The organism is Anoxybacteroides voinovskiense, assembly GCF_014196205.1.
Classification (GTDB): domain Bacteria; phylum Bacillota; class Bacilli; order Bacillales; family Anoxybacillaceae; genus Anoxybacteroides; species Anoxybacteroides voinovskiense.
The window spans coordinates 69,367-82,355 of the sequence record NZ_JACIDE010000009.1 but is presented as its reverse complement, the minus strand read 5'-3'; the positions used below and the strand labels follow the sequence as shown (position 1 = coordinate 82,355).

The following is a 12,989-nucleotide window of genomic DNA, read 5'->3' as shown; positions in this document are numbered from 1 at the left end:
GAAGAGATTGCTTCCCTTATCCGATCGCATGGCTCTTTTGCTTGGCAACAAACAAATAATAGCAGAGAAAAGCCAGACTACATAAAGCGATGCCAAGCACATATGGCAAATAGGCGGTGATCGTAAAAAGCCATCCAGCAAGCGGCGGCCCGACTAGTCTGCCGAGTGAATCAAAGGAAGAAAGGAATCCAGCAGCGCTCCCTTCACTATCTGGTGCTTGCTTCGTGATGAGTGAGGAAAGACATGGACGGATGACACCGTTTCCTATCCCGAAAATCGACAAATAGAAAGCAGCAGTCCAAAAGTTATGAACGAGCAAAATAAGCGCAAACCCGAGCGCAGAAAGCACAATTCCGCTTTGGATAACTTTTCCTTCGCCGAATGTGCGAATCAGCTTGCCAATCAATCCACCTTGAACAAACGCGCTCGCTAGCCCCATCATCATAAAAATATAGCCAAGTTCAACGGAATGAAGCCCTGCCCGTTGCGCTGCGTAGTAAGCAAACGTTGCTTCTAAGCCCGCTAGCGAAAAAGAAACAAACCATTGCAAAAGGTATAAAAACATAACAGGCTCTTTCCATATGGATAATGCCAATCGCTTCGGTGCGCGATGTGTTCGCTTTTCTTTTGGCAGTGACTCCTTTAAAAAAACGAGTACAAGTAAGAAAGTGGCAAGCGAAAGACACCCAGCTAACCAAAACGGTGTATGTAAATCGTTTTTCGAAAGTACTCCGCCAATCGCTGGACCAAAAATAAACCCTAGTCCAATCGCTGCCCCAATCATTCCCATTCCTTTTCCGCGTTCTTCAACGGAAGTAACGTCTGCGACATAGGCGGTTGCTGTCGGCATCGTCGCTGCCGATAACATTCCGCCGATGATGCGTGCAATAAACAGCAGCGAAAGGGTATTAGCGATGGCAAATAAGAAAAAGGAAAGCGCCAACCCGCTAATGCCGAGCAATAAAAACGGTTTTCTACCGTATCGATCGGACAGGCGACCCCAGACGGGTGCAAACAACAGCTGCATCAACGAATATACCGCCATTAACAGCCCGAGCTCCGTCGGCGTAGCCCCTAAGTTTTCCGCAAAAAACGGAAGAACAGGAATAATAATGCCAAACCCGGACATCACAAGAAACATCACCATGAATAAAAGCGAGAGATTCAATTGCTATCACCTCCAGTAAAATAATGCTCTTCTTATCATAATCGAGCACCAACTTATTTTCAAAGGAGAAATACTCTATGTGGAAAAAATTAAACCGTATTAGTCTACATATCATTATCGGAACTTTTTTTGCAAGAGCGGCAACGTTTATGACGATTCCGTTTTTATCCATTTATTTAACAAAAGTAAAAGGGATAAGCGCAATAGAGGCAGGCATGATTATTGGCATAAGTTCGTTTGTCAGCATATTTAGCGGATTTATTGGCGGATATTTATCTGACCGTTTTGGCCGCAAAAACGTCATGATTGGCTCTGTATGGCTTTGGTCGCTTGTCTTTATCGGTTTTGCGATAGCAAACGATGTATGGCTCTTTTTTTTATTGAATGCTTTAAACGGAATATGCCGTTCTTTTTTTGAACCGTCTTCTCGGGCGCTTTTGTCCGACGTAACAAAGCAAGAACATAAATTGCTTGTCTTTAATTTGCGCTATGCGGCAATTAATGTCGCAGCGGCGATTGGTCCACTCTTCGGATTAAAAATGGGCAGTGCTTCTTCGACTTCAGCGTTTTGGTTGACCGCATTCATTTATGCGTTGTATGGGTTGTCGTTATGGTGGATGTCTCAACGTGAAACGGTTTCCTCTCAACCAAAAGAAACACGCGTTACTTTTTGGAACGCGTGCACGGTAATTGTTCATGATAAAATTTTTTTATTAGGAATGATTGGCATTACGCTAGGAGTAGCAGGGTATTCGCAATTTAACTCTACTATTCCGCAATACGTATCGTCCTACACCGATGGAGTTCAACTATTTTCTTATTTAATCGTCGTCAATGCAATTACTGTATTAATCGCCCAATATCCAATCACGCGCATCGGCAAACTGTATTCACCAGCAGTATCAATTGCGCTCGGAACAATAACTAGCGGTATTGGATTATGCCTATTTGGTTTATTTCACCACCCGCTATTACTAGTAACGGCGATGGTTGTCTTTACTATTGGAGAGGTAATGATGTTTACGATGACCGATTTATTTGTCGACCAAATCGCGAAACCGCAGATGAAAGGGCTCTATTTTGGCGCAATGGGATTTACCTCCATCGGCAACGCGTTCGGTCCCGTAGTCGGAGGTTTTTTACTTTCTTTTTTTGGCGTGTCGCAAGGCGGATATTTATTTGCTTCGCTAGCACTCCTAAGCTTTTTGGGGTTTCCTTTTCTTTTTTATGTCGCCTATTTAGTAAAAGAAAAAAAGCAGACAGTGGAATACAGTGCATAAATTCGCTATAATGGCAATGCAACCGTTTAACCTCATGATGAACAAGGTGATACACATGTTAACGCTTAATGATGTTTTGCAAGCAAGAGAAAAAATGAAAGGAATTGTTCACCAAACTCCATTGGAACATTCACAAACGTTCAGCCAGTTTTCCCACAACGAAGTATACATGAAATTAGAGAACTTGCAGAAAACTGGTTCGTTTAAAGTACGCGGCTCGTTTAATAAAATTATGTCGTTAAGTGAAGAGGAGCGACAGCGTGGAGTAGTTGCCGCTTCCGCTGGAAACCATGCCCAAGGGGTCGCATATTCGAGTACGATGATTGGTATTCCGTGCACGATCGTCATGCCAAAGGGAGCACCGCTAAGCAAAGTGCAGGCAACAAAAGGGTACGGGGCAGACGTAATTTTACATGGGGACGTGTTTGATGAGTCATTGGAATATGCGCTTGACCTGCAGCGACAACAGCAAGCGACGTTCGTTCATCCGTTTGACGATTTAGCGGTAATGGCAGGGCAAGGAACGATTGGTTTAGAAATTTTAGAACAACTTCCAGACGCAGAAGTAGTATTATGCCCAGTGGGCGGTGGTGGATTGCTTGCTGGCTTAGCTTTTACATTAAAGCAGCTAAAACCGTCGATTCAAGTATACGGGGTAGAGTCGACCGCTTGCCCAGGTATGACTGCAGCCCTTCGCCATAAAAAGCCAGTGACGATCACGTCTTCCGATACAATCGCCGACGGCATTGCGGTCAAAAAACCTGGCAACATTACGTACGAGTATATTGAAAAATACGTTGACGGAGTTGTATGCGTCGAAGAAGCGGAAATTTCGCGCACGATGCTTTATTTGTTGGAGCGAAATAAATTATTAGTGGAAGGGTCCGGAGCATGTTCGCTGGCAGCGCTGTTATATCATAAGCTTCCGTTTACCGGCAAAAAAGTCGTAGCAGTGCTAAGCGGCGGAAATGTCGACGTTACGCTCATTTCCCGCATCATTGAGCGTGGGCTAGTCGAATCAGGCCGGTTTGTGACATTTACGACCGTTATTTCCGATAAACCAGGACAGTTGAATAAACTACTGCGCATTATTGCTGAATTAGAAGCAAACGTGATGTCCATCCATCATCAACGAATCGGCGCAAAAGTGTTGCCGGGACAGGCAGAAATTCATTTTTCGCTCGAAACAAAAAACCAAGACCATATTCATCACATTCATCAAGTGTTAATAAAAGAAGGGTACGATGTGGAATTTTTCCAATAAAAAAGGGTGGCTACTAGGCCATCCTTTTTAATGGATAATCGATGGAGAGGAGAACCATTTCGTTTGTCCGATTCCTTCTTGTGCCATTTTTGCTTTTAACCTTTCGAGCATATACAGCCCAACCATGCCAACTAATTCGGCGTCGTCCATTTCTTTTATAAGTTCCAACAAATCTTCACGGCTTAACTCTTCTAATACGGACATTGTTAAAATCTCTGCGTCTTCTTCATCGCCACTGAGCCGGTCTTTATAATATTCGTATAATTCGTCGATAAATTTCACGACTGTCCCTCGCTATTGTCCGTCAGCGCCGTTTAATGTCACGCGGCGAACGTGCTTATTTTCTTCTGTCTGCGCTTTTTTCGCTTTTTCGTTGACAAGCGCTTTTTGGTCTACTTCGTTAGATGGGGTCTGTTTTTTCACCATTTGTTCACCTCCGAAAAATGTTGTGCATGCTTGACGAACGTTTCCGCATTTTCAATCAATCCGCAGGCAGCGCATTGCACGCGGTAACTCGGGCCGCGATAAGGAAGATGAAACGGATCGAGCGCTCCGTTCGTATATTCGGTTTCAATTTCCCCAGTTTGCGGATGAAGCTTGACTGCTTTTGGGTGCTGTTCAATAATATTAAACCGCGTTCGGTTTGTTTTGCATCCTGGACATAACATCGGTTCCAAACGAATCACCTCCATTTCTTATTTTTCAAACGAGAAGGATAATTATGCATGCGAAGAGAGGAATGAAGGGAAGTGCGGCGAAATAAAGATGAAGAAATGAAAAGTAACAGAAAGGGTGAGAAGAAGTGGGGAAGTATATAAAAGAATTTTTTTCGGTAAAGGACATTGTTTTCATGTCTGCAACCGCTTTCATTTCGCTCGTTGCCACAGCCGTTTTGGCGCAAAGTTGGTTTGTTTTCTTGCCGTTTTTTCTCGGGATCGTGTTGTATGTCGTAAGCGAATACTTGACCCATCGGTTTCTTTTTCATATGAAGCCGCCAAAACATCCGTTTTTCCTTTCGTTGCTGAAGCGGCTTCACTATGACCATCACGTGCACCCAAACGACCTCGAACTATTATTTTTGCCGATTTGGTACAGTTTTCCGCAAATGATCGCCATTAGCGTTGCAACGTATCTTCTTTTCCCACAGCTTGCCTACGCACTCGCGATATATGCTGGCTTAGCAGTAGCCCTCCTTTATTACGAATGGACCCACTATGTGGCGCACCGTCCGATTCAACCGCGAACAAGATGGGGAAAGTGGATGAAAAAAATTCACCTTTGGCATCACTATAAAAACGAAAACTTTTGGTTCGGCGTAACGAATCCATCCATGGACATCGTATTTGGCACGTTTAAAGATGAAAAAGACGTGCCGAGAAGCGAAACAGCGAAGCAATTGATGAACAAAAAATAGCCTCTTCCCATAATGGAGGGAAAGATAAACTACTCCCACTTAGCTTGAAGTGGGAGATTTTTCTCGGAATTAGGTTAAAAAGAACGAAACACTTTATTCCAATAGTTTGCTTGTTGAACTGCTTGTTGGTCATTGAGCGCCTCACCAGGTGCATTTCCTTTCCCGATAACATAACCGAGCCATTCGGTGCCGAAAAATTGAAAAATGTATTGGAACTGTTGTAGCAGGGGAAGTCCTTTCACGTACGGATCGTCACCGCCGCAAAGGACAACGAATGCTTTTTTCGTTTTCATTTCTTCTTTGAAGGAAAAGCGCGGATCGCGTAAACTTTGCGACCAACGATCGACAAACAACTTCATTTGTCCACTCATCCCATACCAATAAATCGGTGTCGCAAATACGAGTATGTCATGTTCGCGGACGAGTTGAATAAGTTTTTCATAATCGTCGGCTACCTCCGTAAATCCACCTGGTGTGTGACGTTTGTCCTCGATTGGCTGAATGAGAAAATCTCGCAAATTCACGTGCGTATGCGCCACATCTTGCAGTAATATATTGGTTAGTTGTTCCGTATTCCCATTTTCTCGCGAGCTTCCGTTTAGCAATAAAATGTTTGGCATACTATCAACCTCTTTCTATTTTCGTCTATCTTATTATAAATGATGATTGACATTTCATGCAGCGATTCCGTATGTTATAAATAGCGATATAAAAAATATTTAACTTTTCAAAAAAATTATGTTAACATGAAAGAGCAGGGGTTTCTCATGGCAGAAAAAACGTTAAAAGAACGAATTATTGACACAGCATTGCGCTTGTTTGAGCAATATGGTTACCACGGGGTCACAGTCGATCGGATTGTAACAGAAAGTGACGCTTCAAAAGGTGGATTTTACCATAATTTTAAATCAAAAGATGAGCTTCTTTACCATATTCACGACGTATTTATTACGTATGTATTAAACAAAGCACAAGACGCATATAAAAATTACCATACGCCAACAGAGCGGCTATGCGCGATCGTTCAGTCGTTTGTGAAAGTATTCCATTTATATAAGCCACATATTACTGTTTTTTATCAAGAGTCTACGTATTTACGGCCAGAATACTCGCAAAAAATTAACGAAAAGCGCGACGAGTTTAAACGAGTCATTTTCCAAGTCATTCGCGAAGGGATAGAAGCAGGAGAATTTCGTCCTGAACTTTCTGTTGAAATTACCGGCATGAGCATTATTGGCATGGTGAACTGGACGTATAAATGGTATAAACCAAACGGTCCAATGACGATTGAACAAATCGCGACCCATTTTATCGATTTCATTTTGCATTCCGTCTTGACGGAAGAAGCGAAGCAAAAAGTGGAAAACATATCCTTTTTCTTAGCGAGTAAACAAATGATTTAACAAAAAATTACAGATGAAATAAAGGTCACAGGTTAAATAACGTAAACAAACCAACTAGTCGGTCTTTGTGCTTTCTGTAAACCGACTAGTCGGTTCTAATATATTAAACAATGGGGGAGAGAAACGATGAATTTTGAACTGACAAAAGAGCAACAAATGATTAAAGAAATGGTGCGTGAGTTTGCGGAGAAGGAAATTGCACCAAACGCGGCGAAATGGGATGAAGAAGCGTATTTTCCTGTCGAAGTATTCAAAAAAATGGGCGAGTTAGGGCTTTTAGGCATCCCGTTTCCTGAACAATACGGTGGGGCAGGCGGTGACACGATTTCCTATGCGATTGCCGTGGAAGAAATTGGTCGTGCGTGCGGTGGAACTGGATTGAGCTATGCGGCCGCTGTTTCACTTGGCGCAAGCCCGATCTACTATTTCGGAACAGAAGAACAAAAACAACAATGGCTAGTTCCGATGGCAAAAGGGGAAACGTTAGGCGCGTTCGGATTGACAGAGCCAAACGCTGGTTCTGATGCTGGTGGAACGCGGACAAAAGCGGTGCTTGACGGCGACGAATACGTCATCAACGGTGAAAAATGTTGGATCACAAACGCAGGACACGCAAGACAAGTCATTGTCACTGCAGTTACAGGGAAAGATGAGCGTGGCAAAAACGTGATTTCTGCCATTATCGTTCCGACCAACACCCCTGGTTTTACGATTCGCTGCGACTATGACAAAATGGGCGTTCGTGCTTCTAATACGTGTGAACTTGTCTTTGAAAACGTGCGCGTACCGAAAGAAAACGTACTTGGCGACCCGACGAAAGGATTTAAACAATTTTTATACACGCTTGACGGCGGACGCATTTCCATCGCAGCACTTGCTGTTGGCATTGCACAAGCCGCGTTCGAGAAAGCGCTTCAATACGCAAAAGAACGTACCCAATTTGGGCAGTCCATTTCTAAATTCCAAGCCATTCAATTCAAACTTGCAGATATGGCGATGGAAATTGAACTTGCTCGCAACATGGTACACAAAGCGGCATGGTTAAAAGATCAAGGGAAACCGTTTACAAAAGAAGCGGCTTACGCCAAACTTTTTGCATCAGAAGCAGGATTTCGCGCGTGCAACCAAGCAATTCAAATTCACGGCGGTTATGGCTATATGAAAGAATACGGAGTGGAACGCCATTTACGCGACATTAAACTAATGGAAATCGGCGAAGGAACGTCGGAAATTCAACGGCTCGTGATTGCCCGTCAACTTGGATGCTAATCGGCTGGAAACGTACGCAAGGTGAAACAGGGGGGGTATTTTATGGTTGGCATGTTGAATATCACAGTAGGGAAATTGCTCGAGGAAAAAGCAAAAGCGCACCCAGACCATGAAGCGGTCGTTTATGCAGATCGCGGCTTACGAATGACGTACAAACAATTTGACGACTATTGCCGTTTCGTTGCCCGTGGATTGATGAAATTAGGAATTGAAGCAGGAGAGCATATCGCCATTTGGGCGACGAATACTCCCGAATGGCTTGCTTGCCAGTTTGCGACTGGCAAAATGGGCGCAGTGCTTGTCACGGTCAACACGAACTACCGTACAGCCGAATTAGAATATTTGCTAAAACAATCAGATTCTACTACGTTGCTTTTAATCGAACAATATCGAGATTCTTCGTATATTGACATGATCTATGAAATTGCTCCGGAGTTAAACGAATGCGAACCTGGACAACTAAAAGCAAAACGGCTACCAAAATTAAAAAATGTCATTGTGTTAAGCGACAAACGATATTCTGGCACTTACTCATGGAACGACTTATTGGCGATGGCCAACGACGTAACAGAAGAAGCACTAGACGAACGAATGAACTCCCTTGACCCGCACGATGTCATCAACATGCAATACACCTCAGGAACGACCGGGTTTCCAAAAGGAGTCATGTTGACCCACTACAACATTGTCAACAACGCTTACAACATCGCCCAATGCATGAAACTAACAAAAGACGACCGTTTATGCATTCCGGTTCCGTTTTTCCATTGTTTCGGTTGCGTTCTCGGCACATTAGCATGCGTCTCCGTCGGCGCAACGATGGTACCGCTGCAAGAATTTAACGCAAAACAAGTATTGCAGACAGTGCAAGACGAAAAATGCACCGCGTTGCACGGAGTTCCAACGATGTTTATCGCTGAGTTGAACGACCCAGACTTTGAAACATTCGATTTATCATCTTTACGTACGGGAATTATGGCAGGCTCGAACTGTCCAATCGAAGTGATGAAAGCAGTTATCGAAAAAATGGGGGCGAAAGAAATTACGATTGCCTATGGGCAAACAGAATCATCCCCAGTCATTACGCAAACGAGAACAGACGACCCAATTCATTTGCGCGTCGAAACGGTCGGTAGAGCCCTTCCGAACGTCGAAGTGAAAATCGTAGAACCAGGAACGAATAACGAGGTACCGCGTGGCGTGCAAGGGGAATTGTGTACGCGCGGCTATCACGTCATGAAAGGATATTATAACAATCCAGAAGCAACGAAAGAAGCGATTGATGAAGATGGGTGGCTCCATACAGGCGATTTAGCGGTCATGGATGAAAATGGGTACTGCCGCATTACAGGTCGGTTAAAAGACATGATCATTCGCGGTGGGGAAAACATTTATCCGCGAGAAATCGAGGAATTTTTATATAAACATCCGAAAATTTTAGACGTTCAAGTCGTCGGTGTGCCTGACGAAAAATATGGAGAAGAAGTGATGGCGTGGATCATTTTAAAAGAAGGACAAACGGCAACAGCAGAAGAAATTCGCGAATTTTGTCGCGGGAAAATTTCGCGCCATAAAATTCCGCGCTACATCGAATTTACCGATGCTTATCCAATGACAGCTTCAGGGAAAATTCAAAAATTTAAGTTGCGTGAACAGGCGAAACAGCGACTTGGACTTGTGACAGAATAGGGGGATTGTATGTTTAAAAAACTTTTAATTGCCAACCGTGGGGAAATAGCTGCCCGGGTCATTCGGACGTGCAAAAAGCTAGGCATCCAGACGGTCGCGGTCTATTCCGAAGCAGATGCCGACTCGCTTCATGTGAAATGGGCGGACGAAGCGTTTCTCATCGGGAAACCACGGGTGAGTGAAAGCTATTTAAATATCGAAAAAATGATCGAAATCGCTAAAGAAACAAAGGCCGAAGCCATTCACCCAGGATACGGCTTGTTATCAGAAAATCCAACGTTCGCTCGCCGCTGCGAAGAAGAAGGAATTGTATTTATTGGTCCAAACGCGAACGTCATCGCTAGCATGGGAAGTAAAATTGAAGCACGGAAAACGATGGCGGAAGCTGGTATTCCAATTGTTCCTGGCATTTCGTTTCCGCTGCAAGATGTGGAAGAAGCGGTGAAAACTGCGGAAACAATCGGTTACCCGATTATGTTAAAAGCATCTGCTGGCGGAGGCGGAATTGGAATGCAAATCGTCCGCAACGAGGAAGAATTGCGGAAAGCGTTTGAAGGAAACCAAAAACGTGCGGCGTCTTTCTTTGGCGATGGTGCGATGTATTTAGAAAAATATATTGAAAACCCAAGGCATATTGAAATTCAGCTTCTTGCTGACCATCACGGAAATTGCGTCTATTTATGGGAACGGGAATGCTCGATTCAACGTCGGCATCAAAAAGTCATTGAAGAGGCACCGTCGCCATTTTTAGACGAAGAAACGCGCCGGAACATGGGCGAAGCAGCGGTGCGTGCGGCAAAATATATTGGTTACACGAACGCTGGAACGATTGAATTTCTTGTTGATGAGCAAAAAAACTTCTACTTTCTCGAAATGAATACACGTCTTCAGGTTGAGCATCCAGTGACGGAAGAAGTTACAGGCATCGACCTTGTCGAAGAACAGCTTCGGGTGGCTGCTGGCGAACGGTTAGGCTACACGCAACAAGACATCCAACGGAACGGTCATGCGATTGAAGTGCGTATTTATGCCGAAGACCCGAAAACATTTTTCCCGTCGCCTGGGACGATTACCGCTTTTCAGCTGCCGGAGGGAGAAGGCGTTCGCAACGAAACAGCGGTAACAAGCGGCATCGCAGTCACGCCATTTTATGACCCGATGATTGCCAAACTGATTACAAAAGGTAACACTCGAGAAGAAGCGATTGCGCGGATGGTACAGGCGATTTCGCACTATCAAGTAGAAGGGATAAAAACGAATATTCCGATGTTAAAAGAAGTATTGAATCATCCGGCATTTCAAGCGGGACATACAACAACGAATTTTATTTCAACACATTTGTATAAACAGTCGGCGAAATAGCCAATTCTGAAGATGTCTTCCGCTTATCGAAGCGGAAGACTCGCTTACATAAAATACTAAAATGGGAGGAAATGAGCAATGAAACAAGTAGTAGCAACAATGGCAGGGAACGTATGGAAAATTGTTGTCACCGTAGGAGAACAAGTGGAAGAAGGGCAAGATGTCGTCATTTTAGAATCGATGAAAATGGAAATTCCAATCGCTGCAGAAGCAAACGGAACGGTACAAGAAATTCACGTGCAAGAGGGCGATTTCGTCAACGAGGGAGACGTTTTATTGACGTTGGAATGAACGAAAACATTAGGCTTTGGAAGTGGTGGCTTGTAAAAAGCTCTACCATTGTTAAGCGAAAGGAGGAATCGCCCGATGATGATGAAGTGGCCTGAGCATGTCATTATTAAAGAAGTCGGACCGCGCGACGGACTGCAAAACGAAGCGGTCACGGTTGCAACAGAAGACAAAATTGCTTGGATTCATCAGCTAGCGAACACTGGATTGCGATACATTGAAATTACATCGTTCGTGTCGCCAAAATGGATTCCGCAACTGTCGGATTCATACGAAGTAGCAACGAACATTGAACGAGTAGAAGGTGTAACGTATGCCGCACTTGTCCCAAACCAAAAGGGATTAGAAAAAGCGCTTGCCGCCAACGTCGATGAAGTGTCTGTCTTTATGTCGGCAAGCGAAACGCACAATCGGAAAAACATTAATAAATCCATCACAGAAACGTTTCCAATTTTAGCTGACGTCGTTCGTGAAGCGAAAGCAGCACAAAAAACGGTACGTGGCTATGTATCGACCGTATTCGGCTGTCCGTATGAAGGGACTATTTCCGTCGAACAAGTCAGCAATGTCGCCGAAAAATTGTTAGAAATGGGCATTGATGAATTGTCGCTTGGCGATACGATTGGCGTCGCCAACCCTCGCCAAGTGGAAGAAGTGCTGACAGTATTGCTTAAGCGATTCCCAAAAGAAAAGCTCGCGATGCATTTTCACGATACGCGCGGTACGGCGTTAGCGAACGTGCTCATGTCTTTGCAAATGGGCATTACTACGTTCGATAGTTCGCTCGGCGGATTAGGGGGCTGCCCATATGCTCCGGGAGCGTCGGGAAATGTGGCGACAGACGATTTGCTTTACATGCTACACAGCATGGGGATTTCTACTGGCGTTGACCTTGATCGCTTAACGGAAGCGGCCTTATTTATTCAAGAAAAAATCGGGCGAGCGCTCCATAGCCACCATTTGCAAGCACTTACTTCGTGCCGTACTTAATAGTAAAATCGACGCGCTCGCGGGCGCTGACGTGTGTAGAACATCATAGGAGTATTTACTTAATCAAAGGGAGATGGGAGAATGGAAGCCGTTCTTTATACAGTAGAAAATGGAGTTGCGTGGATTACGCTAAATCGACCGGAAGCGGCAAACGCGCTATCGGTCACGTTGCTGAATGAATTGCAACAATTGTTACGGGATTTGAAATTCGCGAAACATATCCGCACGGTCATTGTTACGGGAAGCGGAGAAAAAGTGTTTTGCGCAGGCGCCGATTTAAAAGAGCGCGCTGGCATGAACGAAACGGAAGTGCGCCAAACAGTCGCGCTTATTCGCGACACCATTAACGCATTTGAACAGCTTCCACAGCCAGTTATTTGTGCGTTGAACGGTTCGGCGTTCGGCGGAGGGTTGGAGTTGGCGTTGGCGTGTGATATTCGCATCGCTGCTGACCATGCGCTGCTCGGTTTAACCGAAACATCGCTTGCTATTATTCCAGGCGCTGGCGGAACGCAGCGGCTTCCTCGTTTAGTCGGGGTAGGAAAAGCAAAAGAGCTCATCTTCACCGCCAAACGCATTTCCGCTACGGAAGCGCTAGACATCGGGCTTGTCGAACACGTCGTCCCGCGTGAACAACTGTTGGCAAAAGCTAACGAACTTGCCCAACAAATTGCCCAAAACGGTCCAATTGCCGTCGTCCAAGCAAAACTTGCCATTAACCGCGGGCTTGACGTCGATTTATCGACAGGGCTAAAAATCGAACAAATGGCGTATGAAGTCACAATTCCGACAAAAGACCGTTTAGAGGCGCTAGCTGCTTTTAAAGAAAAACGAAAACCGGTCTATAAAGGGGAGTAGAACT

Annotated in this window: 15 protein-coding genes; 10 read left to right on the top strand and 5 right to left on the bottom strand. The window is 44.6% G+C overall.

All coding sequences use genetic code 11. From position 1 onward, the window contains the following. Window positions 1-16: 16 nt before the first annotated feature. Window positions 17-1,147 (bottom strand): MFS transporter, encoded by a 1,131-nt coding sequence (locus GGR02_RS08160; protein ID WP_183184291.1) that lies wholly within the window; start codon window positions 1,145-1,147, stop codon window positions 17-19. 98 nt (window positions 1,148-1,245) lie between these two features. Between GGR02_RS08160 and GGR02_RS08155 the strand changes: the two genes are divergently transcribed. Further along, window positions 1,246-2,448: an MDR family MFS transporter gene (locus GGR02_RS08155; RefSeq protein ID WP_183184235.1), complete on the top strand. Its 1,203-nt coding sequence runs from the start codon at window positions 1,246-1,248 to the stop codon at window positions 2,446-2,448. 55 nt (window positions 2,449-2,503) lie between these two features. Further along, window positions 2,504-3,712: a threonine ammonia-lyase gene (gene ilvA / locus GGR02_RS08150; RefSeq protein WP_183184234.1), complete on the top strand. Its 1,209-nt coding sequence runs from the start codon at window positions 2,504-2,506 to the stop codon at window positions 3,710-3,712. 27 nt (window positions 3,713-3,739) lie between these two features. Here the strand turns inward: ilvA and GGR02_RS08145 are convergent, their stop codons facing one another. Genes GGR02_RS08145 through GGR02_RS08140 form a run of 3 tightly spaced genes read right to left on the bottom strand, consistent with a single transcriptional unit; the run spans window position 3,740 to window position 4,389 of the window. Then, entirely contained in the window at window positions 3,740-3,994 is a 255-nt protein-coding gene (locus GGR02_RS08145) for a DUF6154 family protein (protein ID WP_183184233.1), read from the bottom strand. 12 nt (window positions 3,995-4,006) lie between these two features. Next, complete coding sequence (locus tag GGR02_RS17495; protein WP_260175018.1) at window positions 4,007-4,138, bottom strand: hypothetical protein; 132 nt, start codon at window positions 4,136-4,138, stop codon at window positions 4,007-4,009. Beyond that, window positions 4,132-4,389 carry a DNA alkylation repair protein gene (locus GGR02_RS08140; RefSeq protein ID WP_183184232.1) on the bottom strand — a complete coding sequence of 86 codons (258 nt, stop codon included), beginning with the start codon at window positions 4,387-4,389 and terminating at the stop codon, window positions 4,132-4,134. Before GGR02_RS08140 ends, GGR02_RS17495 begins: the two co-directional genes overlap by 7 nt. Before the next feature lie 125 nt (window positions 4,390-4,514). On the opposite strand from GGR02_RS08140, the gene GGR02_RS08135 reads away from it, so the two are divergent. Further along, entirely contained in the window at window positions 4,515-5,126 is a 612-nt protein-coding gene (locus tag GGR02_RS08135) for a sterol desaturase family protein (protein WP_373286618.1), read from the top strand. 74 nt (window positions 5,127-5,200) lie between these two features. On the opposite strand, the gene GGR02_RS08130 is transcribed toward GGR02_RS08135, so the two are convergent. Then, on the bottom strand, window positions 5,201-5,746 hold the full coding sequence (locus GGR02_RS08130; protein WP_183184231.1) for a flavodoxin family protein: 546 nt from the start codon (window positions 5,744-5,746) through the stop codon (window positions 5,201-5,203). A 147-nt stretch (window positions 5,747-5,893) separates the two neighbouring features. On the opposite strand from GGR02_RS08130, the gene GGR02_RS08125 reads away from it, so the two are divergent. From GGR02_RS08125 to GGR02_RS08095, 7 genes are all read left to right on the top strand, one after another. Beyond that, window positions 5,894-6,529: a TetR/AcrR family transcriptional regulator gene (locus GGR02_RS08125; RefSeq protein WP_183184230.1), complete on the top strand. Its 636-nt coding sequence runs from the start codon at window positions 5,894-5,896 to the stop codon at window positions 6,527-6,529. Between the two features lie 126 nt (window positions 6,530-6,655). Continuing rightward, window positions 6,656-7,798, top strand: coding sequence for an acyl-CoA dehydrogenase (locus GGR02_RS08120; RefSeq protein ID WP_183184229.1), 1,143 nt, complete (start codon window positions 6,656-6,658; stop codon window positions 7,796-7,798). Window positions 7,799-7,849: 51 nt separating this feature from the next. Beyond that, window positions 7,850-9,487: an AMP-binding protein gene (locus tag GGR02_RS08115; RefSeq protein WP_183184289.1), complete on the top strand. Its 1,638-nt coding sequence runs from the start codon at window positions 7,850-7,852 to the stop codon at window positions 9,485-9,487. Window positions 9,488-9,496: 9 nt separating this feature from the next. Then, complete coding sequence (gene accC, locus GGR02_RS08110; protein ID WP_183184228.1) at window positions 9,497-10,849, top strand: acetyl-CoA carboxylase biotin carboxylase subunit; 1,353 nt, start codon at window positions 9,497-9,499, stop codon at window positions 10,847-10,849. A gap of 78 nt (window positions 10,850-10,927) precedes the next feature. Further along, on the top strand, window positions 10,928-11,140 hold the full coding sequence (locus GGR02_RS08105; protein ID WP_183184227.1) for an acetyl-CoA carboxylase biotin carboxyl carrier protein subunit: 213 nt from the start codon (window positions 10,928-10,930) through the stop codon (window positions 11,138-11,140). Between the two features lie 78 nt (window positions 11,141-11,218). Then, window positions 11,219-12,127, top strand: coding sequence for a hydroxymethylglutaryl-CoA lyase (locus GGR02_RS08100; RefSeq protein WP_290908989.1), 909 nt, complete (start codon window positions 11,219-11,221; stop codon window positions 12,125-12,127). 81 nt (window positions 12,128-12,208) lie between these two features. Continuing rightward, window positions 12,209-12,985 (top strand): enoyl-CoA hydratase, encoded by a 777-nt coding sequence (locus GGR02_RS08095; RefSeq protein ID WP_183184226.1) that lies wholly within the window; start codon window positions 12,209-12,211, stop codon window positions 12,983-12,985. Window positions 12,986-12,989 lie beyond the last annotated feature (4 nt).

Bases quoted from the DNA above. Each gene is read 5' to 3' on its own strand.
- GGR02_RS08125 (WP_183184230.1), top strand. From the start codon at position 5,894: ATGGCAGAAAAAACGTTAAAAGAACGAATTATTGACACAGCATTGCGC.
- ilvA (WP_183184234.1), top strand. From the start codon at position 2,504: ATGTTAACGCTTAATGATGTTTTGCAAGCAAGAGAAAAAATGAAAGGA.
- GGR02_RS08130 (WP_183184231.1), bottom strand. From the start codon at position 5,746: ATGCCAAACATTTTATTGCTAAACGGAAGCTCGCGAGAAAATGGGAAT.
- GGR02_RS08115 (WP_183184289.1), top strand. From the start codon at position 7,850: ATGTTGAATATCACAGTAGGGAAATTGCTCGAGGAAAAAGCAAAAGCG.
- GGR02_RS17495 (WP_260175018.1), bottom strand. From the start codon at position 4,138: ATGGTGAAAAAACAGACCCCATCTAACGAAGTAGACCAAAAAGCGCTT.
- GGR02_RS08105 (WP_183184227.1), top strand. From the start codon at position 10,928: ATGAAACAAGTAGTAGCAACAATGGCAGGGAACGTATGGAAAATTGTT.
- GGR02_RS08100 (WP_290908989.1), top strand. From the start codon at position 11,219: ATGATGAAGTGGCCTGAGCATGTCATTATTAAAGAAGTCGGACCGCGC.
- accC (WP_183184228.1), top strand. From the start codon at position 9,497: ATGTTTAAAAAACTTTTAATTGCCAACCGTGGGGAAATAGCTGCCCGG.
- GGR02_RS08155 (WP_183184235.1), top strand. From the start codon at position 1,246: ATGTGGAAAAAATTAAACCGTATTAGTCTACATATCATTATCGGAACT.
- GGR02_RS08095 (WP_183184226.1), top strand. From the start codon at position 12,209: ATGGAAGCCGTTCTTTATACAGTAGAAAATGGAGTTGCGTGGATTACG.
- GGR02_RS08120 (WP_183184229.1), top strand. From the start codon at position 6,656: ATGAATTTTGAACTGACAAAAGAGCAACAAATGATTAAAGAAATGGTG.
- GGR02_RS08160 (WP_183184291.1), bottom strand. From the start codon at position 1,147: ATGGTGATGTTTCTTGTGATGTCCGGGTTTGGCATTATTATTCCTGTT.